21 protein-coding genes are annotated in these 26310 nt (G+C 71.5%); 19 read left to right on the top strand and 2 right to left on the bottom strand.

What is annotated here, in order from left to right:
- Nucleotides 1-4: 4 nt before the first annotated feature.
- A complete protein-coding gene (locus EAE32_RS07880) occupies nt 5-2317 on the top strand; it encodes a RelA/SpoT family protein (RefSeq protein WP_121846613.1) in 2313 nt (770 codons plus the stop codon).
- Nucleotides 2318-2332: 15 nt separating this feature from the next.
- On the opposite strand, the gene EAE32_RS07875 is transcribed toward EAE32_RS07880, so the two are convergent.
- Together EAE32_RS07875 and EAE32_RS07870 are read right to left on the bottom strand one after the other, a co-directional pair.
- Nucleotides 2333-2950, bottom strand: coding sequence for a type IV toxin-antitoxin system AbiEi family antitoxin (locus EAE32_RS07875; RefSeq protein WP_121846614.1), 618 nt, complete (start codon nt 2948-2950; stop codon nt 2333-2335).
- A 126-nt stretch (nt 2951-3076) separates the two neighbouring features.
- The gene (locus tag EAE32_RS07870) at nt 3077-4582 is read right to left on the bottom strand and encodes a DUF349 domain-containing protein (RefSeq protein WP_243635625.1); all 1506 of its coding nucleotides are present in this window, start codon (nt 4580-4582) and stop codon (nt 3077-3079) included.
- Between the two features lie 252 nt (nt 4583-4834).
- Between EAE32_RS07870 and hisS the strand changes: the two genes are divergently transcribed.
- From hisS to aroB, 18 genes are all read left to right on the top strand, one after another.
- Complete coding sequence (gene hisS / locus EAE32_RS07865; RefSeq protein ID WP_121864681.1) at nt 4835-6193, top strand: histidine--tRNA ligase; 1359 nt, start codon at nt 4835-4837, stop codon at nt 6191-6193.
- A gap of 207 nt (nt 6194-6400) precedes the next feature.
- A complete protein-coding gene (gene aspS, locus EAE32_RS07860) occupies nt 6401-8209 on the top strand; it encodes an aspartate--tRNA ligase (RefSeq protein WP_121846343.1) in 1809 nt (602 codons plus the stop codon).
- A gap of 38 nt (nt 8210-8247) precedes the next feature.
- The gene (locus EAE32_RS07855) at nt 8248-9471 is read left to right on the top strand and encodes an MFS transporter (RefSeq protein WP_121864680.1); all 1224 of its coding nucleotides are present in this window, start codon (nt 8248-8250) and stop codon (nt 9469-9471) included.
- An 81-nt stretch (nt 9472-9552) separates the two neighbouring features.
- Nucleotides 9553-10005, top strand: a complete 453-nt coding sequence (gene dtd / locus EAE32_RS07850) for a D-aminoacyl-tRNA deacylase (protein WP_121846338.1) — start codon at nt 9553-9555, stop codon at nt 10003-10005.
- A 64-nt stretch (nt 10006-10069) separates the two neighbouring features.
- The gene (locus EAE32_RS07845) at nt 10070-11551 is read left to right on the top strand and encodes a replication-associated recombination protein A (protein ID WP_424321733.1); all 1482 of its coding nucleotides are present in this window, start codon (nt 10070-10072) and stop codon (nt 11549-11551) included.
- 138 nt (nt 11552-11689) lie between these two features.
- On the top strand, nt 11690-13417 hold the full coding sequence (locus EAE32_RS07840; protein WP_121864679.1) for a glycerol-3-phosphate dehydrogenase/oxidase: 1728 nt from the start codon (nt 11690-11692) through the stop codon (nt 13415-13417).
- A gap of 58 nt (nt 13418-13475) precedes the next feature.
- Nucleotides 13476-14225 carry an MIP/aquaporin family protein gene (locus EAE32_RS07835; protein WP_121864678.1) on the top strand — a complete coding sequence of 250 codons (750 nt, stop codon included), beginning with the start codon at nt 13476-13478 and terminating at the stop codon, nt 14223-14225.
- 46 nt (nt 14226-14271) lie between these two features.
- Nucleotides 14272-15792 carry a glycerol kinase GlpK gene (gene glpK / locus EAE32_RS07830; protein WP_121864677.1) on the top strand — a complete coding sequence of 507 codons (1521 nt, stop codon included), beginning with the start codon at nt 14272-14274 and terminating at the stop codon, nt 15790-15792.
- A gap of 223 nt (nt 15793-16015) precedes the next feature.
- Nucleotides 16016-16654, top strand: coding sequence for a 30S ribosomal protein S4 (rpsD, locus tag EAE32_RS07825; RefSeq protein WP_121846334.1), 639 nt, complete (start codon nt 16016-16018; stop codon nt 16652-16654).
- A 188-nt stretch (nt 16655-16842) separates the two neighbouring features.
- Entirely contained in the window at nt 16843-17301 is a 459-nt protein-coding gene (locus tag EAE32_RS07820) for a DUF948 domain-containing protein (protein ID WP_240625175.1), read from the top strand.
- 2 nt (nt 17302-17303) lie between these two features.
- Nucleotides 17304-17783, top strand: a complete 480-nt coding sequence (locus EAE32_RS07815; protein WP_121864676.1) for a hypothetical protein — start codon at nt 17304-17306, stop codon at nt 17781-17783.
- Nucleotides 17783-20467: an alanine--tRNA ligase gene (gene alaS, locus EAE32_RS07810; protein ID WP_121864675.1), complete on the top strand. Its 2685-nt coding sequence runs from the start codon at nt 17783-17785 to the stop codon at nt 20465-20467. Before EAE32_RS07815 ends, alaS begins: the two co-directional genes overlap by 1 nt.
- Nucleotides 20467-20958 carry a Holliday junction resolvase RuvX gene (ruvX, locus tag EAE32_RS07805; protein WP_121864674.1) on the top strand — a complete coding sequence of 164 codons (492 nt, stop codon included), beginning with the start codon at nt 20467-20469 and terminating at the stop codon, nt 20956-20958. Before alaS ends, ruvX begins: the two co-directional genes overlap by 1 nt.
- Before the next feature lie 84 nt (nt 20959-21042).
- Nucleotides 21043-22254 (top strand): endolytic transglycosylase MltG, encoded by a 1212-nt coding sequence (mltG, locus tag EAE32_RS07800; protein ID WP_121864673.1) that lies wholly within the window; start codon nt 21043-21045, stop codon nt 22252-22254.
- A gap of 1 nt (nt 22255) precedes the next feature.
- The gene (locus EAE32_RS07795; RefSeq protein WP_243635624.1) at nt 22256-23182 is read left to right on the top strand and encodes a shikimate dehydrogenase; all 927 of its coding nucleotides are present in this window, start codon (nt 22256-22258) and stop codon (nt 23180-23182) included.
- A gap of 157 nt (nt 23183-23339) precedes the next feature.
- Nucleotides 23340-24590 carry a chorismate synthase gene (aroC, locus tag EAE32_RS07790; protein ID WP_121864672.1) on the top strand — a complete coding sequence of 417 codons (1251 nt, stop codon included), beginning with the start codon at nt 23340-23342 and terminating at the stop codon, nt 24588-24590.
- Nucleotides 24587-25144, top strand: a complete 558-nt coding sequence (locus EAE32_RS07785; RefSeq protein WP_121846349.1) for a shikimate kinase — start codon at nt 24587-24589, stop codon at nt 25142-25144. The genes aroC and EAE32_RS07785 overlap by 4 nt, the downstream gene beginning before the upstream one ends.
- Nucleotides 25141-26226, top strand: a complete 1086-nt coding sequence (gene aroB, locus EAE32_RS07780; protein ID WP_121864671.1) for a 3-dehydroquinate synthase — start codon at nt 25141-25143, stop codon at nt 26224-26226. Before EAE32_RS07785 ends, aroB begins: the two co-directional genes overlap by 4 nt.
- The last annotated feature ends 84 nt before the right edge of the window (nt 26227-26310 follow it).

Here is a 26310-nt window from a genome sequence, read left to right as displayed (position 1 = left end):
CACCGTGGGCACCCACTACGTGCTGCCGGCGTCCCGCCCGGTGTTCGGGCGTGCCGTGTTCCCCGGGCGCAGTGAGCGCACCCGGTCCACGCTGTCCGTGCTCAGTGGCGAGTCGGTGCCCAGCTCGCCCGTTCTCGTCCCCCTGCTGCGCACCGTGCAGAGCACCCACCCCGAGGAGGACCTCGGCGTCCTGGAGCGCGCCTTCGCAGTGGCGGACACCCACCACGAGGGCCAGAAGCGCAAGTCCGGCGACCCCTACATCACCCACCCGGTGGCGGTGACCACGATCCTCGCGGAGCTCGGCATGACCGGGCCCACCCTGGTGGCGGGTCTGCTGCACGACACCGTGGAGGACACGTCCTACACCCTGGACGAGTTGCGTGCGGAGTTCGGGGACGAGGTGGCGCTGCTCGTGGACGGTGTGACCAAGCTGGACAAGATCCAGTACGGGGAGAACGCGCAGGCGGAGACCGTGCGCAAGATGATCGTGGCCATGGCCAAGGACATCCGCGTGCTGGTCATCAAGCTCGCGGACCGGCTGCACAACGCCCGCACGTGGCGCTTCGTCTCCTCCGAGTCCTCCGGGAAGAAGGCGCGCGAGACCCTGGAGATCTTCGCCCCGCTGGCGCACCGGCTGGGCATGAACACCATCAAGTGGGAGCTCGAGGACCTCTCCTTCGCGGCGCTCTACCCCAAGGTGTACGAGGAGATCGTGCGCATGGTGGGGGAGCGCACTCCCGAGCGGGAACGCCACCTCGCGCAGATCCGGGGGCAGATCGCGGACGCGCTGGACGACTCCGGGATCGAGGCGACCATCACGGGGCGCCCCAAGCACTACTACTCGATCTACCAGAAGATGATCGTGCGCGGGAAGGACTTCGACGAGATCCACGACCTGCAGGCGGCCCGCGTGCTCGTGAACTCGGTGCGGGAGTGCTATGCCGCCCTGGGTGTGCTGCACGCCAAGTGGCGGCCGCTGCCGGGGCGGTTTAAGGACTACATCGCCATGCCGAAGTTCAACATGTACCAGTCGCTGCACACCACGGTGATCGGTCCGAACGGGCGCCCGGTGGAGATCCAGATCCGCACGCACGAGATGCACCGCCGCGCGGAGTACGGCGTGGCCGCGCACTGGAAGTACAAGGACAAGGTCAACCAGGCGAACTCCGCCACGCCCAGGGCCAAGGAGGGGGAGTTGAACTGGCTCAGCTCCCTGGTGTCCTGGCAGGAGGAGGCCAAGGACTCCTCGGACTTCCTGGACTCCCTGAGGTACCAGATCAACACGTCCGAGGTGTACGTCTTCACACCCAAGGGTGAGGTCATGGCGCTGCCCACCGGCTCCACCCCGGTGGACTTCGCGTACGCGGTGCACACCGAGGTGGGCAACCGGACCATTGGCGCGCGTGTCAACGGCAAGCTCGCCCCGCTGTCCTCCACGCTGCAGCACGGCGACCGCGTGGAGATCCTCACGTCCAAGTCCGAGCAGGCGGCCCCCTCGCAGGACTGGCTCAAGTTCGTGGGCTCCCCCCGGGCGCGCACCAAGATCCGGCAGTGGTTCTCGAAGGAGCGCCGCGAGGAGGCCATCGAGCGGGGCAAGGAGCTGCTGACCAAGGCGCTGCGCAAGCACCACCTCCCGCTGCAGCGCACGGTCACCAGCGAGTCCCTGCTCGCCGTCGCCCAGGACTTCAACCGCGGGGACGTGGCGGCGCTCTACGAGGCGCTCGGCTCGGACGCGGTCAGCGCCCAGCAGATGGTGGAGAAGCTCCTGGAGCACCTGGGTGGAGCGGACGGCACGGAGGAGGACCTCGCGGAGACCACGCGGGTCACCCAGCCCGTGCGGGCCGGGGCCACGGACGCGGGGGTCCTGGTGCAGGGCGCCTCGGACGTGTACGTGAAGATCGCCCGCTGCTGCACACCCGTGCCGCCGGACGAGATCGTGGGCTTCGTGACGCGCGGCTCGGGGATCTCGGTGCACCGTCGGGACTGCGTGAACATGCTGGTCATCCCCGACGGCGACGACCGTGTCAAGGAGGTCTCCTGGGCGCCCACCCAGTCCTCCCTGTTCCTCGTGGAGATCCAGGTGGAGGCGCTGGACCGCAAGTCCCTGCTCTACGACGTCACGCGCGTGCTCTCCGAGAACCACGTGAACATCCTCTCGGCCCAGGTGCACACCTCCCGGGCCCGGCTGGCGATCTCCCGCTTCTCGTTCGAGATGGGGGACACCCGCTACCTGGACCACGTCCTCAACCAGGTGCGCCGCATCGACGGTGTGTACGACGTGTACCGCGTCTCGGGGCACCGTCCGGTCGGCTCCTGAGCGCGGCGCCGGGGCTCACCCCGCCAGGGCGCGGGCCAGCTTGCGCGCCCGGCCCAGCGCGGCACGGCGCCCGGGGGCCTTGCCGAGCGCCGTGAGGTCCGCCACGAGCTGCTCGGCGGTGCACGCGAGCCCCGCCCCGCCCAGCAGGGCCAGCAGGGCGGCGTCGCCGGCGGGGCCCTGGACGTGAAGGGCGAGGTCCAGGGCGGTGCGCCGCGGCGACGTGAGAGTGATCCCGTGGCGCGTCACGAGGTCCCCCGGTGCGAAACTCGTCTGGTGCAGCACGATGCCCAGCGGCACGGAGGTGGTGGTGCGCGCGGCCTTGTCCACGAGCACGGGCAGCGGTGACGGCACGGACGCGCAGCGGTAGAACCACGCGGCGCCGAGCCTCCCCAGCACACCCCGCAGCTGCAGGTGCCCCGGGAGCGCCCGGCTCAGCACGGCGGCGCGGACCTGCTCGGAGGCGGGCTGCCAGGCGTGCACGTAGGCGTCCGGCAGCTCACGGCGCAGTACGCCGTCCGCCGCGAGGGCATGCAGCTCCGTGTGGCTGAACGGGTGGCCGGGCACGAACACCGCCACGGTGGCCTCCCGGGTGACGACGGGCGCGGGGCGCTGCACGGGCGCGAGTGAGGTCATGGACCCATCCCACCCCAGTCCGCCCCCGCAGCACAGGTGAGGACCGCGGCTGTGGAGAACGGGTGGGACGGCGAACGCCCCCGTGCCGGGGGTGCCGGCTCGGGGGCGCTGCGGAGGTGGAGCGGATCAGCCCAGCTCTGAGGCGGAGGCCTGCAGGGTGGCCAGCCACTGCTCACTCGTGGCGAGGTCCTTCTCCAGGGACACGGCCTTCTTCTCGTTGCCGGACGCGCGGGCGGCCTCGACCGCCGCGCGCTGGTCGGCGATCTTGCTCTCCAGCTGCGAGAGCATCGAGTTGGACCGCGCCTTCGTCTCGGGGTCCGTGCGGCGCCACGTGTCGTCCTCGGCCTTCTTCACGGCGTCCTCCACGGAGCGCAGCTCGTTCTCCACGCGGCGCATGTGGGCGCGCGGGACCTTGCCCGCATCCTCCCAGCGCTGCTGGATCGAGGCGAGCCGCTTCTTCGCGGTCTCCAGGTCCTTGACCGGGAGGATCGTCCTGGCCTCCGCGAGCAGCTGCTCCTTGACCTCGAGGTTGCCCTCGAACTCCTTGTCGATCTGCTCGTTGGTGGTCTTGCGGGCGTCGAAGAAGACGTCCTGCGCCGCGCGGAACCGGGCCCACAGGGCGTCGTCCTCCTTGCGGGACGCCCGCGGTGCCGCCTTCCAGCGGTCCATGAGCTCGCGGTACTTTCCGGCGGTCTCACCCCAGTCGGTGGAGGAGGACAGTGCCTCGGCCTCCGCGATCAGGGCCTCCTTGACGCGCTTGGCCTTGGCGTTCGTCTCGTCCAGGGACGAGAAGAACGCCTTGCGGTGCCGGTCGAACGTGGTGCGGGCCTTGCGGAAGCGCTTCCACAGGGCGTCCTCGTCCGTCTTGGACAGCCGACCGCCGGACTTCTGGTGCTCCTGCCACTGCGAGAACAGCTCGGCCATCCGCGCGGACGAGTGCTTCCACTGCGTCTTCTCCGGGTCCTGGCCCGCGACCTCCTCGGCGGCCTCCACGATGGCCGTGCGGTGCGCCAGCTGCTCGGCCCGGTGCTTCTTCGCGTCCTCGCGCTCGCGCTCCTGGGCCACGCGGATGGCGTCCTCCAGGGTGTCCAGGCGCGTGGAGAGGTCCACGAGGTCACCCACCATGGTGTGGGCCGCCACCTGCTCGCGCACGTGGTGCACGGTCTTGCGCATCTCCCCGGCCGGCGCCTTCGCCGCGATCCGCTGCTCGAGCAGCGCCACCTGCGCCTCGGCGTCGTCGAACTTGCGTGCGAAGTACGCGAGCGCCTCGTCCTGGGTGGCGTCCGGGAACTGGCCGCACTCGTGCTCGGTGCCCCGCACGCTCACGTACACGGTCCCGTTCTCGTCCGCGCGACCGAACCGCCTGGCGCGCGCCACGGACTCGGCGGGTGCGAGAGCCGCGTGCGCGGCATCGGCGGCGGGGGGCTGGGGTGCGCGCACCGGGGCGCCCGGCGCCCCGGCACCGGGGACCGCGGGCCTCGGGGCCGACGACGCCGCACCGGGCCTGGGTGCGGTCGTGGCCGTGGGGCGCGGGGCGGCATCGCCCTGCGGTGCGGGCACGGGGGAGCCGCCCTCGTGGGGCTGCGGGTCCGCGGGTGCGGCGGGGGTGCGCTCCTCGGACGCGGGGGGCACGGACGGTCCCGGGACGGGACGGCGGTCGTCGGATTCAGGACGTTCTGTCACCGCTGCAACTCTTTCTGCACGGCCTCTCCCGGGGGTCAGTGTGGTGCACCTCACCGGGCGGGGGTTCGAATGGCGGACACGGCCATCCTAGTCAGCCGTGCGCCCTAGAATGGCAGCAGACACCGCCGCGGTGGTCGCGCCCGCCCCGCCGGGCGCGCCCTCCCGCCCCGGCACCGCGCCCGCGATCGAGGAGTTGCCCCCATGGCCCGCACCACGTCACTGTCCGGTTTCCCCGAATGGCTCCCGGAGGAACGGATCGTGGAGCAGCACGTCATGGACTGCCTGCGCCGCACGTTCGAGCTGCACGGCTTCTCCTCCATCGAGACGCGCGCCGTGGAGACCGTGGAGCAACTGTTGCGCAAGGGGGAGATCGACAAGGAGGTCTACGGCGTCTCACGCCTGCAGCAGGACGAGAACGAGACGAGCCCCGAGGGTGCGCTCGCGCTGCACTTCGACCTCACCGTGCCCTTCGCCCGCTACGTGGTGGAGAACGGCGGGCACCTCACGTTCCCGTTCCGCCGCTATCAGATCCAGAAGGTGTGGCGCGGCGAGCGTCCCCAGGAGGGTCGCGCGCGCGAGTTCACCCAGGCGGACATCGACGTGGTGGGGGACGGCACGCTGCCCTTCCGCTACGACGTGGAGCTCGCGCTCGTCACCGTGGACGCGCTGTCCCAGCTGCCCATCCCGCCGTTCGTGCTGCGCGTCAACAACCGCAAGCTCGCGGAGGGCTTCTACCGCGCCGTGGGCCTCGAGGACGCCCCGGCGGTGCTGCGCGAGATCGACAAGCTGGAGAAGATCGGCGCGGACGCGGTGTCCCGCAACCTGCAGGAACACGTGGGTGCCACCCCCGAGCAGGCGCGGGCGGCCCTGACGCTGGCCGCCATCCGCGCCGAGGACACGTCCTTCGTGGAGCGGGTGCGCGAGCTCGGCCACAGCAACGAGCTGCTGGAGGAGGGCCTCGCGGAGCTCGCGGAGGTCGTGGGAGAGGCCGCTCGCCGGGCCCCCGGAAAGGTCGTGGCGGACCTCTCCATCGCCCGCGGCCTGGACTACTACACGGGCACGGTCTACGAGACGGTGCTGGTGGGCCACGAGCAGCTCGGCTCGGTGTGCTCCGGCGGGCGCTACGAGTCCCTGGCGAGCAACGGGAAGAAGACCTACCCGGGCGTGGGGCTCTCCATCGGCGTCACCCGGCTGGTCACCCGCATCCTGTCCCAGTCCATGGCCACCGCCTCCCGTGCCGTGCCCTCCGCGGTGCTCGTGGCCCTGAACGACGACGCCTCGTGGCCCGCCGCGCAGGACGTCGCCACCGCGCTGCGTGCCCGGGGCATTGCCACCGAGGTGGCCGCGAGCGCCCAGAAGTTCGGCAAGCAGATCCGCTACGCCGAGCGCCGCGGCATCCCCTTCGTGTGGTTCTCCACCGTGGGCGAGGACGGCACCGTGGGCCACGAGGTCAAGGACATCCGCTCGGGCGAGCAGGTTCCCGCGGATCCCGCCTCGTGGCAGCCGCCCGCCGAGGACCTGCACCCCACGGTGGTCCGTTCCGAGGGGCTCGGGGACTGATCCCCGTGGCCTGCGGGCCACGGGTGCGCTTGTAGACTCGCGGGAGACGTGGCGCCGGGTGAGCGACGTCGTCCGAGCGGCACCGTCGCGAGCGGCGGGCCGGGGGCAGGGCGCGCCCGCGCGTGGCACCCTGCGCGAGCCCGGTGCCGACAGACACGACCGGGGTGCTGCGCCCCGGGAAGCAGACGAACGAAAAGGTGAGTGCACTTGTTGCGAACGCATGACCTCGGCGCGCTGAGCGCCGAGAACATTGGACAGACCGTCACGCTGGCGGGCTGGGTGGGACGCCGCCGCGACCACGGCGGTGTGGCGTTCGTGGACCTGCGGGACGCGTCCGGGGTGGCGCAGATCGTGGTGCGGGACGAGGAGCAGTTCCACCAGCTGCGCAACGAGTACGTCCTGCAGGTCACCGGCACCGTGGAGCGGCGCCCGGAGGGCAACGAGAACCCGAACCTGCCCTCGGGCGAGGTCGAGGTCATGGTGGACGAGCTCACCGTGCTCAACACCGCGGCCCCCCTTCCGTTCCAGATCGACGAGCACGTGGAGGTGGGTGAGGAAGCCCGCCTGAAGTACCGCTACCTGGACCTGCGCCGCCCCGAACCCGCCCGCATCATGCGGCTGCGCTCGGAGGTCAACCGTGTGGCCCGCACCCTGCTGCACGAGCAGGGCTTCACCGAGGTGGAGACCCCCACCCTCACCCGTTCCACGCCCGAGGGTGCCCGCGACTTCCTGGTGCCCGCGCGCCTGGCCCCCGGGTCCTGGTACGCGCTGCCGCAGTCCCCGCAGCTGTTCAAGCAGCTGCTGCAGGTGGGCGGGATCGAGAAGTACTTCCAGATCGCCCGCTGCTACCGGGACGAGGACTTCCGCGCCGACCGCCAGCCCGAGTTCACCCAGCTGGACGTCGAGGCCTCCTTCGTGGAGGAGGACGACGTCATCGCCCTGGGCGAGCAGATCGTGAAGGCGCTGTGGGCGCTGATCGGCGTGGACATCACCACCCCCATCCCGCGCATGACCTACGCGCAGGCCATGGCGGACTACGGCTCCGACAAGCCGGACCTGCGCTTCGACCTCAAGCTCACCGAGCTGACCGAGTACTTCAAGGACACCCCGTTCCGCGTGTTCCAGGCCCCGTACGTGGGTGCCGTGGTCATGCCCGGCGGTGCCTCGCAGCCCCGCCGCCAGCTGGACGCGTGGCAGGAGTGGGCCAAGCAGCGCGGTGCCAAGGGTCTCGCCTACGTCCTGTTCAAGGAGGACGGGGAGATCGCCGGGCCCGTGGCCAAGAACATCTCCGAGCAGGAGAAGGCCGGCCTGGCCGAGGCCGTGGGCGCCCAGCCCGGGGACTGCGTGTTCTTCGCCGCCGGTGGCGTGAAGACCTCCCGCGCGCTGCTCGGCGCGGCCCGTGTGGAGATCGGCCACCGCGTGGGGCTGATCGACGAGAACGACTGGGCGTTCGTGTGGGTCGTGGACGCGCCCCTCTTCGAGCCCGCCGCGGACGCCGTGGAGTCCGGTGACGTGGCCGTGGGCTCCGGCGCCTGGACCGCGGTGCACCACGCGTTCACCTCGCCCAAGCCCGAGTTCATGGACACGTTCGACACGGACCCCGGCTCGGCGCTCGCGTACGCCTACGACATCGTGTGCAACGGCAACGAGATCGGCGGCGGGTCCATCCGCATCCACCGCCGGGACGTGCAGGACCGCGTGTTCCGCGTGATGGGACTGAGCGAGGAGGACGCCCGCGAGAAGTTCGGCTTCCTGCTGGACGCCTTCCAGTTCGGCGCGCCCCCGCACGGCGGCATCGCGTTCGGCTGGGACCGCGTGGTCGCGCTGCTCGCGGGCACCGAGTCCATCCGCGACGTCATCGCGTTCCCCAAGACCGGAAACGGCTACGACCCCCTGACCGCGGCTCCCGCGCCCATCACGGCGCAGCAGCGCAAGGAGGCGGGCGTGGACGCCAGGCCCGAGAAGAAGACCGGGGACAAGGCCGCAGCCACGGGCGAGGACGGGACGTCACGCTGACCCCCGCTCAGCAGCGTGGTCGCACCGGCCAGGGCCTCGTGGCCCTGGCCGGTGTCGTTGTCACCGCATTCACACTGCGGCTGGCCGTCTCGGGTGTCTCACCCGTTCTGGGGCGCATCACCGACGAGCTCCACCTCACCCCCGGGGAGGCCGGTGTCCTCGCGATGATGCCCTCCCTGGGCTTCGCCCTCACGGGCATCCTCACCACGCTGGCGATGCGCCGGGTGGGACTGGAGGCCCTGCTGATCGTCTCGTGCGCCCTGGCGGCCGTGGGCACCCTTGCGCGGGCACTGAGCCCGGACGACCTCACGTTCGTGGTGCTCACGTTCGTGACGATGTGCGGACTGGGCATGGGCAACGTGGTGCTGCCGCCCGTGATCAAGAAGTACTTCCCGCACCGGATCGCCGCGCTCTCCGCGGTGTACTCCATGCTGCTGGGCTTCTCCACGGCCACCGCCCCGCTGTTCGCGATCCCGCTCGCGGACGCCGCGGGCTGGCGCGTGTCCGTGGGGTCGTGGGGCGTGTTCTCCGTGGTGGCGCTGCTGCCGTGGCTCGTGCTGTGGATCGCCGCGCGGAGGGGAACACGGTCCCCGGCGGAGCAGACCCCGGACCTCACGGTGCTCCCGGACGCCGTGGTGGCCCCCGCCGCCACCGCACGGGTCAAGCCGTGGCACTCGAAGATCGGCTGGGGCGTGGTGCTGATGTTCACCGGAACGTCCGCCAACACGTTCTCCATGTTCCTGTGGCTGCCGCGCTTCCTGCAGGACACCGGCTTCTCGGAGCACACCGCCGGGCTGATGCTGTCCTACTACGCCATCATGGCGGTGCCCGTGAGCTTCGCGGTCCCGTTCCTGGTCCGGCGCTTCGGCAGCACCGTGGTGCTGGGACTGAGCACCGTGGTGCTCTACGCCCTGGGCTACCTGGCGATCCTGCTGTGGCCCCACGCGCAGCTGGGGGACTTCCCCCTGGTGTGGGCGTGGATCACGGTGTTCGCGCTCGCCCAGGCCTCGTTCCCGCTGTCGATCACGCTGATCAACGCCCGCACCCGCACCACGGCGGGCGCGGGGTCGCTCTCCGGCTTCGGCCAGGGTCTCGGCTACCTCGCGGGGTCGCTGGGGCCGCTCGCGTTCGGCCTGCTGTTCGGCGCCACCGGCTCGTGGTGGCCCTCCTTCGGCTACCTGTGGGCCATGCTCGCGGTCCTGAGCGCGGGCATCGTGCTGACCGGCAGGCACCGTTTCATGGAGGACGACGCCGCCCGCTGACCCGCCGCGGTCCGGGAACGGCCCGTGCGGCGTCGTCGGACAGGGCCCGCCCGCGACGCACGGTGTGGTGGACTGGGAGGCATGAGAATCGTGCTGCAAGTCGTGTCCCGGGCGTCCGTGTCGGTGGAGGGAGAAACCGTCGGTGAGATTGCCGGGCCGGGCCTGCTCGCCCTCGTGGGAGTCACCCACGGTGACACCGCGGAGACGGCCGTGAAGCTCGCGGGCAAGGTCGCGGGCCTGCGCATCCTCCCCGGTGAGACCTCGTGCGCGGACGCACCTGCTCCCGTGCTCGTGGTCAGCCAGTTCACGCTGTACGGGGACGTGCGCAAGGGGCGCCGGCCCTCGTGGTCCCGCGCGGCACCGGGGGAGACGAGCGAACCGGTCGTCGAGGCGTTCGTGGCCGCCCTGCGGGAACATGGCCTGGCCGTGGAGACCGGACGGTTCGGTGCGCACATGGAGGTCTCCCTGGTCAACGACGGCCCGGTCACCCTGGTCGTGGACAGCGACGAGCTGGAGCGGCCACGGCGCGGTTGAGCCGGCGGGTCAGGGCGCGTCGCGGCCGGTTCTGCCTGTCCGGGGCGGGCGCTACCCTCGGGGCGTGAGCAACTCCCTGTTCGACCTCCCCGACCCGCTGCACGGCGAGGACGGCGCCCGCCCCGAGACCGCGGCGGGCTCGTCCCACCGGGCGCGCTCCCGGGCTCCGCTCGCGGTGCGCATGCGTCCCCGTTCCCTGGACGAGGTGGTGGGCCAGAAGCACCTGCTGCGCACCGGGTCCCCGTTGCGCGCGCTGGTGGGCGGGCGCACGGGGCCGGCGGCACCGTCGTCGGTCATCCTGTGGGGACCGCCGGGCACGGGGAAGACGACCATTGCGCAGGTGATTGCGCGCGGGCAGGACACCTCCTTCGTGGAGCTCTCCGCGGTGACCGCCGGCGTGAAGGACGTGCGGCGCGTCATGGACGAGGCACTGACCGCCCGCGACCTGCACGGGCGCACCACCGTGCTGTTCCTGGACGAGATCCACCGCTTCACCAAGGCGCAGCAGGACGCCCTGCTGCCGGGCGTGGAGAACGGCTGGGTGACCCTCGTGGCGGCCACCACCGAGAACCCCTCGTTCTCCGTGGTCTCCCCGCTGCTGTCCCGCTCGCTCATGCTCACGCTGCAGCCGCTCACGCGCGAGGACATCGGCGGGCTGTTGGACCGCGCCGTCGTCGATCCCCGCGGCCTGGACGGCGCCGTGGCCCTGAGCCCGGAGGCGAGGGACCACCTGCTGGACGTCGCCGCCGGGGACGCCCGCAAGGCCCTCACCTCCCTGGAGGCGGCGGCGGGCGTCACGCTCTCCCACGGGGACCACTCCTCTGCCTCCGGTGTCGCGCGCGACCACGAGGACGGGGCCGACGGGGAGGCACGGACCGCGGATCCCGCCACCGTGACCCTGGAGCACGCCGAGGAGGCCGTGAACCGGGCCGCGGTGCGCTACGACAAGCAGGGGGACCAGCACTACGACGTGGTGAGCGCCTTCATCAAGTCCATCCGCGGCTCGGACGTGGACGCCGCGATGCACTACCTCGCCCGCATGATCGAGGCGGGGGAGGACCCGCGGTTCATCGCCCGCAGGCTCGTCATCTCCGCGTCCGAGGACATCGGCATGGCGGATCCCACGGCGCTGCAGACCGCGGTCGCTGCGGCCCAGGCCGTGCAGCTGATCGGGATGCCCGAGGGGCGCATCCCGCTCGCGCAGGCTGTGGCCCACCTGGCCACCGCGCCCAAGTCCAACGCGTCCTACCTGGCCGTCGATGCCGCGATCACGGACGTCCGCGCCGGCCGTGCCGGTGCCGTGCCCCCGCACCTGCGGGACGCCCACTACCCCGGTGCGGGACAGCTGGGCCACGGCAGGGGCTACGTCTACGCCCACGACGCCCCGAACGCCGTGGCCGCCCAGCAGTACCCGCCGGACGAGCTCGTGGGCCGCGACTACTACACCCCCACGCCGTACGGGCACGAGAAGCAGGTCTCCCGCAGGCTGGAGATCCTGCGGGACATGGTCCGGGGCCCGGGCCGGGGGAGCGCCCGCTGCGAGTGAGGTGCGCCACCCGGTAGGGTGTCCGGGAGCACGTCATGGCCCACCCCCAGGTTGGTTCTCCCGTTCCCGCCCGAGGACTATCGTGTGATCCACCCGAAAAAATCATCGGCTACCCATCGGTAGACAGGAGCGGCAACCGTGCCTCTGACTTCTCTGAACGCCCAGCAGCGCAGCAACGACCTCCAGGCCATGGCGGACCACCCCGTGGACGTCCTGGTGATCGGAGGTGGCATCACGGGCGCCGGGATCGCGCTGGATGCCGCCACCCGCGGTCTCTCGACCGCCATCATCGACGCCCAGGACTGGGCCCAGGGCACCTCCTCGCGCTCGTCCAAGCTGGTCCACGGCGGTCTGCGCTACCTCATGCAGCTGAACTTCGCGCTCGTCGCCGAGGCGCTCAAGGAGCGCGACCTCCTCATGCACCGGCTGGCCCCGCACCTGGTGAAGCCCATCCAGTTCATGTACCCCCTGACCCACAAGGGCTGGGAGCGTCCCTTCGTGGCCACCGGCATCGGCATGTACGACGCCCTGGCGCACGTGGGTGCCAAGGCGGAGACCCTGCCCATCCAGCGCCACCTCAGCGCGGAGGGCGTCCGCAAGACCTTCCCCGCCATGCGCGACGACGCCGCCGTGGGCGCCATCGCCTACTGGGACGGGCGCGTGGACGACGCCCGGCTCACCCTGGTCCTCGTGCGCACCGCGCAGCGCTACGGCGCGCTCGCCGCCAACCGGGCCGCGGCGCGCAACCTGATCCGCGACGAGACCGGCCGCGTGGTCGGCGCGCACGTGGAGGACCTCACCACGGGGCAGACCCGGGAGGTGCGCGCCAAGATGGTGATCGCCGCCGCAGGCGTGTGGACCGAGCCCGTCCAGGACCTCGCGGAGTCCGAGACCGGCCTGAAGGTGCTCGCCTCCAAGGGCATCCACGTGGTGGTCCCCAAGGAGCGTCTGGACGGCTCCACCGGCATCATCCTGCAGACCGAGAAGTCCGTGCTGTTCATCATCCCCTGGGACAACTACTGGGTCATCGGCACCACCGACACCCCGTACGAGCGGGACCTCGCCACCCCCACGGCCACGCGCGAGGACGCCCAGTACGTGCTGGACCACGCGAACAAGATCCTGCGCGACCCGCTGACCATGGACGACGTCATCGGGACGTGGGCCGGTCTGCGCCCGCTCGTGCAGCCGGGCACCAAGGGCGAGACCACCCCGTCCACCAAGATCTCCCGCGAGCACTCCGTGGTGGAGGCAGCACCCGGACTGTTCACGATCGCAGGCGGCAAGCTCACCACCTACCGCGTGATGGGCAAGGACGCCGTGGACGCCGCCCTGGGCAAGAAGGCCGCGAAGCAGAACCCCTCGATCACCGAGCACGTGGCCCTGCTGGGCGCCCAGGGCTGGTCCGGTCTGATGAACCAGTCCGAGCACCTGGCCGCGCGCACGGGTCTGGAGCGTGTGGTCGTCGAGCGCCTGCTCAACCGCTACGGGGACGAAACCCTCGAGATGCTCGACACCGTGGCCGACCAGCCCGAGCTGGGAGAGCCCGTGCCGGGTGCCGAGCAGTACCTGAAGATCGAGATCCAGCGCGCAGCCACCCACGAGGGCGCCCTGGACCTCGAGGACGTGATGTGCCGACGCACCCACCTGAACTACGAGCAGCGTGACGGCGGGACCGCCGCGGCCCCGGAGATCGCCCGCATCATGGGTGACGTCCTCGGCTGGGACGAGGTCGAGCGCGCCCGCCAGGTGGAGCTGTACGAGACCATGCGCCGCGCCGAGCAGGCGGCCCTGGCGGAGAACGACGAGGACACCGCCCAGAAGCTGCGTGAGGGCGCGGGCAACCCGTACCCGAGGCAGGGCTGACGCACGAGATCCCGGGTCCGGAACCCCTCCGGACCCCCGACACCCAATGGAGGGTGCAGTGAATGAAGTGACCGAGGTGGCCCTGTCCACCGTGTTCATGTCCGAGGCGTTCGGCACGGCGGTGCTGGTGCTGCTGGGCTGCGGCGTGGTGGCCAACGTGGTGCTCCCGCGCACCAAGGGCAACGGCGCGGACTGGGTGCTCATCAGCTTCGGCTGGGGCTTCGCCGTCTTCGCCGGCGTGTACGTGGCGCACGCCTCGGGCGCGCACCTGAACCCGGCCGTGACGGTGGGCATGCTCGCCGCGGACAAGGGCGAGTACGCACCTGGCGTGGCCATCACCGCGGCGAGCACCGTGGTCTACCTCGTGGCACAGTTCGTGGGCGGCATGGTGGGTGCGCTCGTGTGCTGGCTGGCCTACAAGAAGCACTTCGACGAGGCCGGCCGCGAGGGCGTGCCCACCATCGACGTGTTCTCCACCGGACCCGAGATCCGCAGCTACGGCTGGAACTTCGTCACCGAGGTGATCGCCACCTTCGTGCTCGTCTACGTCATCCTGGTGTTCGGCCAGACCCCGAGCGAGCTGGGGCCCCTGGCCGTGGCCGTGCTCGTGGTGGCCATCGGCATGAGCCTGGGCGGGCCCACGGGCTACGCCATCAACCCCGCTCGTGACCTCAGCCCCCGCATCGTCCACGCGCTGCTGCCCATCCGCGGCAAGCTCACCAGCAACTGGTCCTACGCCTGGGTCCCGGTCCTCGGCCCCCTCGTGGGCGGCGCGCTGGCCGGTGTGGCCGCCGCCGTGATCGGCTGACCCGGGCCTCGCCACCTCAACAGCACTCTCGACGAAGGAGTCACCCATGTCCGAACCCCAGTACGTGATGGCCATCGACCAGGGCACCACGAGCACGCGCGCCATCGTCTTCGACCACGCCGGCACCATCGTGAGCGTGGGCCAGTACGAGCACGAGCAGATCTTCCCGCGCGCGGGATGGGTCGAGCACGACGCCCAGGAGATCTGGCGCAACACCCGCCGCTGCGTGGCGGATGCGCTCGCCGAGCGCGAGCTCACCCGCGAGGACCTCGCGGCGGTGGGCATCACCAACCAGCGCGAGACCACCGTGGTGTGGGACAAGAACACGGGCGAGCCGGTCTACAACGCCATCGTGTGGCAGGACACCCGCACCCAGGACATCGTGGACGAGTTCGCGAAGGACGGCGGCGAGGAGCGCTTCCGCGAGCTCACCGGACTGCCCCTGGCCAGCTACTTCGCCGGCCCCAAGGTGAAGTGGATCCTGGACAACGTGGAGGGCGCGCGTGAGCGCGCCGAGGCCGGGGACCTGCTGTTCGGCACCACCGACAGCTGGCTCGTGTGGAACCTCACGGGTGGAGCGAACGAGGGTGTGCACGTCACGGACGTGACCAACGCGTCCCGCACGTTGCTCATGAACATCGACACCCTGGACTGGAACGAGGACCTCTGCCGGACCATGGGCATCCCCATGTCCATGCTCCCCGAGATCCGCTGCAGCTCCGAGGTGTACGGCAAGGGCCGTGCGCGCGGGTTCCTCAAGCAGGTCCCGATCGCGGGCATCCTGGGCGACCAGCAGGCCGCGATGTTCGGCCAGACGTGCTTCGAGCCCGGCATGGGCAAGAACACCTACGGCACGGGCAGCTTCCTGCTCATGAACGTGGGGGAGACCCCGGTGCGCTCGGACCACGGGCTGATCACCACGGTCTGCTACCAGATCGAGGGCGAGAAGCCGGTCTACGCGCTGGAGGGCTCCATTGCCGTCACGGGCTCGCTCGTGCAGTGGATACGGGACAACCTGGGACTGATCCAGGACGCCAGGGAGATCGAGCCCCTTGCCCGCGCAGTGGAGGACAACGGCGGGGCGTACTTCGTGCCCGCCTTCTCCGGCCTGTTCGCCCCGCACTGGCGTCCCGACGCCCGTGGCGCCCTGGTGGGTCTCACGCGCTACGTGCGCAAGGAGCACATTGCCCGTGCGGTTCTGGAGGCCACCGCCTACCAGTCCCGCGAGGTCGTGGAGGCCATGAACAGGGACTCCCAGCAGGACCTGGTGGAGCTGCGCGTGGACGGCGGGATGACCGCCAACGAGCTGCTCATGCAGTTCCAGGCGGACCAGCTGGACGTGCCCGTGATCCGGCCGAAGATCACCGAGACCACTGCCCTGGGCGCCGCGTACGCCGCGGGACTCGCCGTGGGGTTCTGGGCGGACCTGGACGAGATCACGAGCAACTGGGCCGAGGACAAGCGCTGGCACCCGCAGGGTGAGCGCGAGCAGCAGGACAAGCTGTTCCGCAACTGGGGCAAGGCCGTGACCAAGTCCCTGGACTGGGTAAACGAGGACGTCGACTGAATCGGCTATAGTGGACGGTTGGCTGGCACGTCGTGCCCCCTCATGTGCCGTGTCCGTGGCACCCTCACGGACCGGGACCGGGAGCACGACGCTAGGCATGTCGGATTGCGGCTGATCCGCACCTCTCCCGTGGGAACAGATTTCGCCACGCAGGAGGCCAGTACCACCCAGAACGGAACGCGGGCCCTGCCCGTACGCCGTCGAACCGCAGGAAAGGCAAGCTTTGTCCCAGAACAACAGCTCCCGTGCGCGCCGTCAGGTGCGCAAGTCCCGTGCCCTCGGCATCGCGCTGACGCCGAAGGCCGAGAAGTACTTCGAGCGTCGTCCGTACGCTCCCGGTGAGCACGGCCGTGCCCGCCGGAAGCAGGACTCCGACTACAAGGTGCGTCTGACCGAGAAGCAGCGGCTCCGCGCTCAGTACAACATCCGCGAGAAGCAGATGCACCGCGCCTACGTCGAGGCCAAGCGCGTGGAGGGCCAGACCGGTGAGAACCTCATCGCCCTGCTCGAGACCCGCCTGGACGCCCTCGTGCTGCGCGCGGGCTTCGTCCGCACGATGGCCGCTGCCCGCCAGGCCGTGGTGCACCGCCACATCATGGTGGACGGCCAGCGCGTGGACCGCCCCTCGTTCCGCGTGCGCCCGGGTCAGATGATCCACGTGCACCCGCGTTCCGAGAAGATGGTCCCGTTCCAGGTCGCCGCGACCGGTGCGCACCAGGATGTCCTGCCGGACACCCCGCCGTACCTCGACGTGACGATCGACCGCCTGCAGGCCACGCTCACGCGCAAGCCGGAGCGCTCCGAGGTCCCCGTGACCTGCGAGGAGCAGCTCGTGGTGGAGTACTACGCACGCATGGCCTGACCATTCGTGTTGCGTGCCGCCCCCGACGGGGCGGCAACCGGACAGCCCGCGGTGCACACCGCGGGCTGTCCGCGTTCCCGGACCGGGCCGGAGTGCCGGTGGGTCCGGGTTGTTGGGTAGAGTTGCGGATCGGTCGGTGTTGCCGCACCGATGTCAATGGCACTGCATGGACGGAGAAGTGGTCACCCATGGACGGTGGAGAGATCGCGGGGCTGCTCGCGGTGTTCGTGTTCGCGGTCCTGGTGGGCCTGCTCGCGCTGCCGATCGTGAAGCTCGGGCGCGTGTTCGACGAGCTGCGACTGACCATCCGTTCCATCAACGACGGCACCACGCCCCTGATCGACGAGGTCACCCGCACGGTGAGCACCACCAACACGCAGCTGGAGAAGGTGGACGGCATCACGTCCAACGTCTCGGACGCCTCCGCCAACGTCTCCGCGCTGTCCTCGCTCGTGGCCTCCACGGTGGGCCAGCCGCTGATCAAGGTGGCGTCCTTCTCCCACGGTCTGCGCCGGGCCTTCTCCCCCCAGCCGGGAGCCGCTCCCGGCAACCGGGCGGCTGCCGCGGACGCGGGCGCCCCCGGGGCCGCGAGCACCGGACACGCGCACACCGGCGCCGCAGGCACCACCACGGACCCGAGGAGCTGAGCATGGGAGTCTGGTCGAAGCTGGCACTGCTGGCAGCGGGCGCGCTCGTCGGGGGCGCGGCCACGCGGGTGGCCTCGGACCCGGCCGCCCGCGACGCCATCGGGCGCCACCTGCAGCCCGGCACCACCGTGGCCACCACGTCCGGCGGTGACGTCGCACGCCGCCCCGCCTCGCGTGCCGTCGAGCTGCTGCACGGGACCGCCCGGCGTCTGGGTGCGTTCGCGGCGCGCGTGCGGGCCGGCATGGACGAGCGCGAGGCGCAGCTGCGTGAGCAGTTCGGGGTCCGCTCGCCCGTGGACCACACCGCCAACCACCCGGCCGACCCCCATCGCGCCGCCGCAGGCCCCGCCGCGCACGACGATGCCGTGCCCGCCGCGGGTGCCCCGTGGCACGCCGTCACGGCCCACCACTGTGCATCCGCCCCGGAGGAACCCCGGGGCAGGATCGTCGACAACGTCCCTTCGGAAGGAAACGAGCGGTAATGCTCTCTCATGAGATCACCCAGCGCTGGCTGAGCTACTTCGAAAGCAAGGGCCACCACGTGGTGCCCTCGGCGTCGCTGGTGTCCCAGCAGCCCGGGGCCATGTTCACCATTGCGGGCATGGTGCCGTTCATCCCCTACTTCCTGGGCCAGGAGACCCCGCCGTACCGCCGCGCCACGTCCGTCCAGAAGTGCATCCGCACCCTGGACATCGACGAGGTGGGCAAGACCGCACGCCACGGCACGTTCTTCCAGATGGCAGGCAACTTCTCCTTCGGCGACTACTTCAAGTCCCAGGCCATTCCCATGGCGTGGGAGCTGCTCACGAGCTCCGCCGAGCAGGGCGGCTTCGGGCTGGACCCGCAGCGGCTGTGGGTCACCGTCTACGAGGGGGACCAGGAGTCCTACGACCTGTGGCACGACACCGTGGGTCTGCCCGCGGAGCGCATCCAGCGCATGGGCCGGGACGAGAACTACTGGGACACCGGTCAGCCGGGCCCCGCCGGGCCGGACTCGGAGATCTTCTACGACCGCGGTCCGCGCTACGGCCGTGACGGCGGCCCCGCGGTGGACGACGACCGCTACATCGAGATCTGGAACCTCGTGTTCATGCAGTACCAGCGCGGCGAGGGCAACGGCAAGGACTACGAGATCCTCGGGGACCTGCCCCAGCAGAACATCGACACCGGTCTGGGCGTGGAGCGCCTGGCCATGCTGCTGCAGGGCGTGGAGAACTTCTACGAGACGGACCAGGTCCGTCCCGTGCTGGACGCCGCGGCGAAGCTCTCGGGGCGCAGCTACCACGGCGCCGAGAAGGCCGGCGAGGAGGGCTACGAGGACGACGTCCGGATGCGCGTGGTGGCCGACCACGTCCGCTCGTCGCTGATGCTGATCGCGGACGGCGTGACCCCCGGCAACGAGGGCCGCGGCTACATCCTGCGCCGCCTGCTGCGCCGCGCGGTGCGCGCGATGCGTCTGCTGGGCGTGACCGAGCCGTGCCTGCCCGTGCTGCTGCCCGAGTCCCGCGACGCCATGAAGGGCGTCTACCCCGTGGTGGAGAAGGACTTCGAGCGCATCTCCCGCATCGCCTACGCCGAGGAGCGCGCGTTCCTCAAGACCATCGAGTCCGGCACCACGCGCCTCGAGCACGCGGTGGACGTGGCCAAGGGCGAGAAGCGCGCGCTGAGCGGCGCGGACGCGTTCGCCCTGCACGACACCTTCGGCTTCCCCATCGACCTCACCCTCGAGATGGCCGGCGAGGCCGGGGTGACGGTGGACGAGAAGGCGTTCCGCGAGCTCATGGCGGAGCAGCGTCAGCGCGCCCAGGAGGACGCCCGGTCCAAGAAGGGCGCCATGGCGGACCTCTCCGAGCTGCGCCGCATGCTGGACGACCACGGCAGCGAGTTCACCGGCTACACCGAGCTCGTCACGCCCACCACGGTCCGCGCGATCCTCTCGGGCGGTGCTTCGGTGCCCGCCGCGAGCGAGGGCGAGCACGTGGAGGTCGTGCTGGAGCGCACCCCGTTCTACGCCGAGGCCGGCGGCCAGGCCGCGGACGTGGGGGTCATCGACTCCGACGCCGGGCTGCGCCTCACGGTCGAGGACGTCCAGCAGCCCGTCAGGGGCCTGTCCGTGCACAAGGTCACGGTGGCCACCGGCCAGGTGGTCGTGGGGGACGAGGTCACGGCCCGCGTGGACTCCCGCCGCCGTCACGACGGTGAGGCCGCCCACTCCGGCACGCACGTGATCCACGCGGCCCTGCACGACGTCCTGGGCCCCGATGCGGTGCAGCGCGGCTCCTTCAACAAGGAGGGCTACCTGCGCTTCGACTTCTCCCACGGGGAGGCGCTGAACGCCGCCCAGATCCAGGAGATCGAGCAGATCGCCAACACGGCGATCCGCGACGACTTCGAGGTGGTCACCCGTGAGATGCCGCTCGCCGAGGCCAAGAAGCTCGGGGCCATGTCCCTGTTCGGCGAGAAGTACGGGGACGAGGTCCGCGTGGTCGAGATGAACGGCCCGTGGTCCCGTGAGCTGTGCGGCGGCACCCACGTGGGCTCCACCGCCCAGCTGGGTTCGCTGTCCCTGGTCTCCGAGCAGTCCGTGGGTTCCGGCAACCGCCGCGTGGAAGCCCTCGTGGGCCTGAACTCGTTCAACCACCTCGCAGCCGAGCGCACCCTGGTGAACCAGCTCACCGGAATGCTCAAGGTGCAGTCCAGCGCCGAGCTCCCCGAACGCCTGGCGGCCACCCTCGAAAAGCTCAAGGAGACCGAGCGGCAGCTCGCCGGACTGCGGCAGCAGCAGCTGCAGGCCCAGGCCGGACAGCTCGCGCGGGACGCCGAGCGGGTGGGCGCCGTCACCGCCGTGCTGCACGACGCCGGGGAGATCGACTCCGCCGACGCCCTGCGCACGCTCGCCCTGGACCTGCGATCCCGGCTGGGCTCCGAGGCCGCGGTCGCGGCGGTGACGGGCGTGGCCAACGGCCGTCCGCTCGTCGTCGTGGCCGTCAACGACGCCGCACGGCAGGCCGGCCTTGCCGCGGGCCAGCTCGTGCGCACCGCGGCCACCACGCTCGGCGGCGGGGGCGGCGGCAAGCCGGACGTGGCGCAGGGCGGCGGTTCCGACCCCGCGAGGATTCCGGACGCGCTGGAGGCCCTCCGCCGCCAGATCGCCTCGGTGGCCTGATGCCGGAGGCGTTCGAGCGCGGCGTGCGCATGGGCGTGGACGTCGGGCAGGTCAGGGTGGGCATCGCCCTGACCGACCCCGACTGCGTCCTGGCCACGCCGCACCAGACGCTCACGCGGGACCCCAACCCCCGCAAGGCCTTCGACGTGAAGATCATCACGAGGCTGTGCGAGGAGAGGGACGTGCGCACCGTCTACGTGGGCCTGCCGCGCAGCCTGGACGGCGGTGAGAACCGTTCCACCGAGATGGCCCGCGATTACGCCGCATCACTGCTTCGTCGGCTAGGCTCACGGGGGTGCACCACGTCGGTGCGCCTGGTGGACGAGCGGCTGTCCACGGTGACTGCCCACCAGTCGCTGCTGGACTCCGGGGTCTCCCGGCGCCACCACATGGACCGTGTGGACCAGGCCGCCGCCGTGACGTTCCTGCAGACCGCAGTGGACCACGGTGTGCGATCCGGCACGGAGCCGGGTGAACAGGTCCACGGCTGAGCGCACTTCCGCGGCATGCCGGAGCCGCGAACCAGACCGGCGTGCCACCCGAAAGACCACCAGAACGGCGGACGGAGAGAACTCGTGAGCGATGAGCCGCGGCGCAACGGCACCGGTGACGGGACACCCGAGTACCGGGCCCACGGTGATGGGCCGACCTCTCCGAAGGACTCGGACGCGGGAGCACACTCCGCCCTGGCGGGATCGTTCGAGCACCACGACGTCACCCCGGAGCAGCGCAAGCGCCGAAAGGCCCGCTCCCGGGCCTCGATGACCACCGCCATCGCCCTGTTCGTGGCCGCCCTGGTGGTCGTCGTGGCGGTGCTCGGCTCCACGTTCGGGCTGTTCGAACGCAAGGACTACCACGGCTCCGGGGACCAGCCCGTCAACTTCTCCGTGGCGGACGGCAGCACCACGGGGCAGATCGCCCAGGAGCTGCAGTCGCAGGACATCGTGGCCAACGCCTCCTACTTCGTGAGCCAGTTCCAGAAGCGCTACCCCGAGGACTTCATCCAGCCCGGCGACTACCAGCTGAAGACGAAGATGAGCTCCGAGGACGTCATCAGCACCTTCATGGACAAGGGCGAGGCCACGCACTACGCGGCCATCGCCAAGACCCAGCGCCTGGACGACACCTTCACCACGCTCAGTCAGGCCACGGGCCTCAAGAAGAACGAGTTCGAGACCCTGGCCTCCGACAAGACGAAGTTCGGCGTGCCCGAGAAGTTCCCGGACCTCGAGGGCTGGCTGCACCCGGGGGAGTACCGTTTCCCGCTGGACGCGACCGCCGAGCAGGTGCTCCAGGAGATGGTGGACCGCACCAAGGACACGCTGAAGAAGAACGACGTCCCCGAGGACAAGTGGTTCGAGGTGCTCACCGTGGGCTCCATCGTGGAGTTCGAGGGCACGCCCGCGAACTACCCGTCCGTGGCCGGCGCGATCGAGAACCGCATGAACAACCCCGACGGCGAGACCAGCGGCTTCATCCAGTCCGACGCGTCCGTGACGTACGGCCTGGGCAAGAAGACGGTGCACCTCACGGACGAGGAGAAGAAGGACAAGTCCAACCCGTACAACACGTACGCGAACCCCGGATTGCCCGTGGGTCCCATCGGCTCGCCCAGCGACGACGCGATCGCCGCGGCCGCCAAACCCGAGAAGAACGACTACTACTACTGGGTCACGGTCAACCTGGACACGGGTGAGACCAAGTTCGCCAAGACGTACGAGGAGCACCAGAAGTACGTGGAGCAGTACCAGCAGTGGTGCGCAGACAACGAGGGCAAGTGCTCCTGACGTGGCACCGCTGAACCACCAGGTGCTGCGCGCGGCGGTGCTGGGACACCCCGTGGGGCACTCCCTGTCCCCGGTGCTCCACTCCGCCGCGTACGAGACCCTGGGCCTGTCCGCCGAGTACGGCCGCCACGACGTGCCCGAGCAGGACTGGAAGGCGTTCTGGACGGCCGCCCGGGGTGCGGGGGACTGGTCGGGGTTCTCCGTGACCATGCCCCTCAAGCCGCTCGCGGCTCGCGACGCGGACGAGCGCACCCCGCTCGTGGCGGCTCTCGGCGTGGCCAACACCCTCGTGCTCCACCCCGGCGGCTCCGTGACGGCGGACAACACCGACGTCATGGGCATCATGGCCGCGCTCACCGCCGCGGGCGAGATCCCGGCGGACCCGCGCGCCGTCGTGCTGGGAGGTGGCGCCACCGCGAGTGCGGCCCTCGCCGCTCTGCACGGCCTGGGTGCCCCCCGGGTGGACGCCGTGGTGCGCTCCGGCCACCGGGTGGCAGCGCTGCGGGACGTCGCACGCGCGGTGGGAACGGAGGTGCGCGTGCGCTCCTGGGACGAGGCACCCGAGGCGCTGGACGGCGCGGACGTGGTGGTCTCCACGCTGCCGCCGCGGGGTGCCGACGAGCTCGCGGCCCGGTGGCGGGCCCGCGGGCCCGCGGTGACCGGCGTGCTGCTGGACGTCGCCTACGACCCGTGGCCCTCCGAGCTGGCCGCCGCGTGGCGCCACGCGGGCGGTGCCACGGCGCCCGGGCTGGATATGCTGATCTTCCAGGCCGTGGACCAGGTGCGCTGGTTCGCGCTCGGTGGCGCAGGGAGACCCCTGGACCACGAGGACGCCGTCACCGCGGCCATGTGCCGTGCGGTGGGCCGCCCCGAACGGGCGGTCCCGGCGCGGGTGCGCGAGGCGCAGGCCACGCGGCTCGCCCGCTGACGGGGTGCCCCGGACCGCAGACCGTGCGGTGCGGCGTCGCAGGCGGCACGCCAGAGGCCCTGGACCCGGTTCCGGGGCACCGGGAGCGTGCCCGGGCGGGACGGGCAAGACGACCACCGGGGATCCACCGGATCCCCGTCGAGAACGGGAGATGTGCATGCTGCGTTGGCTCACGGCCGGAGAGTCCCACGGCGAGGCCCTGGTGGGCATCGTCGAGGGCGTGCCCGCGGGGGTGGAACTGACCACCGGGATGATCCAGGACGCGCTGGCCCGGCGCCGGCTCGGCTACGGCCGCGGCGCACGGATGAAGTTCGAGCAGGACCGCGTGCGGCTGCTGGGCGGCGTGCGCCACGGGCGCACGCAGGGCGGCCCGGTGGCCATCGAGATCGCCAACACGGAGTGGCCCAAGTGGCAGGACGTGATGAGCGCGGACCCCGTGGACCCGCAGGTGCTCGAGGGCCGTGCGCGCAACGCGCCGCTGACGCGGCCCCGCCCCGGCCACGCGGACCTCACGGGCATGCAGAAGTACGGCTTCGACGAGGCCCGTCCCGTCCTGGAGCGCGCCTCGGCGCGCGAGACGGCCACGCGTGTGGCCCTCGGCGTGGTGGCCTCCCAGGTCCTCGCGGCCCTCGGGGTGCGCCTGGTGTCCCACACCACGGCGATTGCCGAGGTGGTGGTCCCGGACGGCGCCGCGCTGCCCGGACCCGAGGACGTGCCCGCCCTGGACGCGGACCCGCTGCGGTGCTTCGACCCCGAGACCTCCGCCGCCATGGTGGCCGCCGTGGACGAGGCCCACAAGGCGGGGGAGACGCTCGGCGGCGTCGTCGAGGTGCTCGCCGAGGGGATGCCCCCGGGACTCGGCTCCTACGTCCACTGGGACCGCCGGCTGGACTCCCGGCTGGCCGGGGCGCTCATGGGCATCCAGGCCATCAAGGGCGTGGAGGTCGGGGACGGCTTCCGCACCGCCGCCCGCCCGGGGTCCCAGGCCCACGACGAGACGCTGCGCGCGGACGGCGCGGTGCACCGCGTGTCCAACCGCGCCGGGGGCATCGAGGGCGGCATGTCCACGGGCGACGTGCTGCGCGTGCGTGCCGCGATGAAGCCCATCGCCACCGTGCCCCGCTCGCTGCACACCGTGGACGTGGCCACGGGGGAGCCCGCCCGGGCCCACCACCAGCGCTCCGACGTGTGCGCCGTGCCCGCCGCCGGCGTGGTGGCGGAGGCCATGGTGGCGCTCGTGCTCGCGGAGGCCGCCCTCGAGAAGTTCGGCGGCGACTCCGTGGCGGAGCTCGTGCGCAACAGGGACTCCTACCTCGCGGCGATCCCCGAGGCGCTGCGCACCTCCCCGGAGCTCGCCGACCCCGCCGCGCTGGCGGCCCTGGACGAGGTGCGCGGGGACCGCTCGTGAGCACGCACCCCCTGCCCGTGGTGCTCATCGGGCCCATGGCGGCCGGCAAGTCCCGCGTGGCGCAGCGGATGGCCACGCGCTACGGGCTGCCCCACGTGGACACGGACAGCGTGATCGAGTCCCGCCACGGGGCCATTCCCGAGATCTTCCGCACCCGGGGGGAGGACGGGTTCCGCCGCATCGAGGCCGAGGTGGTGGCCGAGCTGCTGGCGGATCCGCGCCACGCCCGCTCCGTGATCTCCCTGGGAGGTGGCGCACCCATGTCCCCGCTGGTGCAGCCGCTCCTCGAGGGACGCACCGTGGCCTACGTGGACGTGGACCTGGACACCGTGCGCCCGCGGATCCGGGGCAACACCACCCGCCCCCTGCTGCAGCCGGACCCCGAGGCCCGGTGGGCGCAGATCATGGCCGAGCGCCGGGAGACCTTCGAGCGCCTGGCCACCATCACCCTCGACGGCCGCGCCCCGCGCACGGTGGCCCAGATGGCACGAGAGCTCTACGACGCGCTGGGCGCCCCCGCGGCCCCGGCGCACGGAAAGGACCGCACAGCATGACCGAGACCGTGATCCCCGTCCGCGGGGCCACCCCGGAGAACCAGTACGACGTCCTGGTGGGCCACGGCCTGCTGGGCCGCGTGCCCGAGCTGCTGGGGGAGCGGGTGAAGAAGGTGCTGATCATCCACCCGCGGGCCCTGCGCGCCACGGGCGACCTGGTGCAGGAGGACCTGCGCGCCGCCGGGATCCAGAGCTTCGTGGCCGAGATCCCGGACGCCGAGGAGGGCAAGCGCGTGGAGGTGGCGGCCTTCTGCTGGCAGATCATGGGCCAGTCCGACTTCACCCGCACGGACGCCGTGGTCTCCGTGGGCGGCGGGGCCGTCTCGGACCTCGCGGGCTTCGTGGCGGCCACGTGGCTGCGCGGGGTGCGCGTGGTGCACCTGCCCACCACCCTGCTGGGCATGGTCGACGCCGCCGTGGGCGGGAAGACCGGCATCAACACCGCCGAGGGCAAGAACCTGGTGGGGGCGTTCCACCCGCCGGCCGCCGTGGTGTGCGACCTCGACTCGCTGGCCACGCTGCCGGAGAACGAGCTGCTCACCGGCATGGCCGAGGTGGTCAAGTGCGGGTTCATCGCGGACCCCGAGATCCTCACGCTCATCCGGGAGAATGCCGAGGCGGTCCGGGACAGCACGTCGGCGGTGGTGCGCGAGCTCGTGGAGCGCAGCGTGCGGGTCAAGGCGGAGGTGGTCTCGGCGGACCTGAAGGAGTCCGGGCGCCGCGAGTTCCTGAACTACGGCCACACCCTGGGCCATGCGATCGAGCACAACGAGCGCTACCAGTGGCGCCACGGCGCGGCGGTCTCCGTGGGCATGGTCTTCGCCGCGGAACTGGGGCGCGCGGCGGGAACCCTGTCCGACGACGTCGTGTCCCTGCACCGCGAGATCCTCACCTCCCTGGGGCTGCCGGTCTCCTACCGGGCGGACCAGTGGCCGCGGCTGCTCGAGGTGATGAAGCGCGACAAGAAGACCCGGGGCAGCCTGCTGCGCTTCGTGGTGCTGGACCGGATCGGGGCCCCCCGGATCATGGAGGTCCCGGACCCTGCCATCCTCTTCGCGTGCTACCAGGAGATCGCCGACTGACACGCCCGCGGCCGCGGCCCCCGCGCCCCGCAGGACCGGGGGTACACGGCACGCGGTAGACTGGTCCGGCTCCACGAGCCCCAC

The sequence above is a fragment of the Kocuria tytonicola genome (assembly GCF_003687175.1).
Taxonomy (GTDB): Bacteria; Actinomycetota; Actinomycetes; order Actinomycetales; family Micrococcaceae; genus Kocuria; species Kocuria tytonicola.
This window is presented reverse-complemented; position numbering and strand designations above follow the sequence as displayed.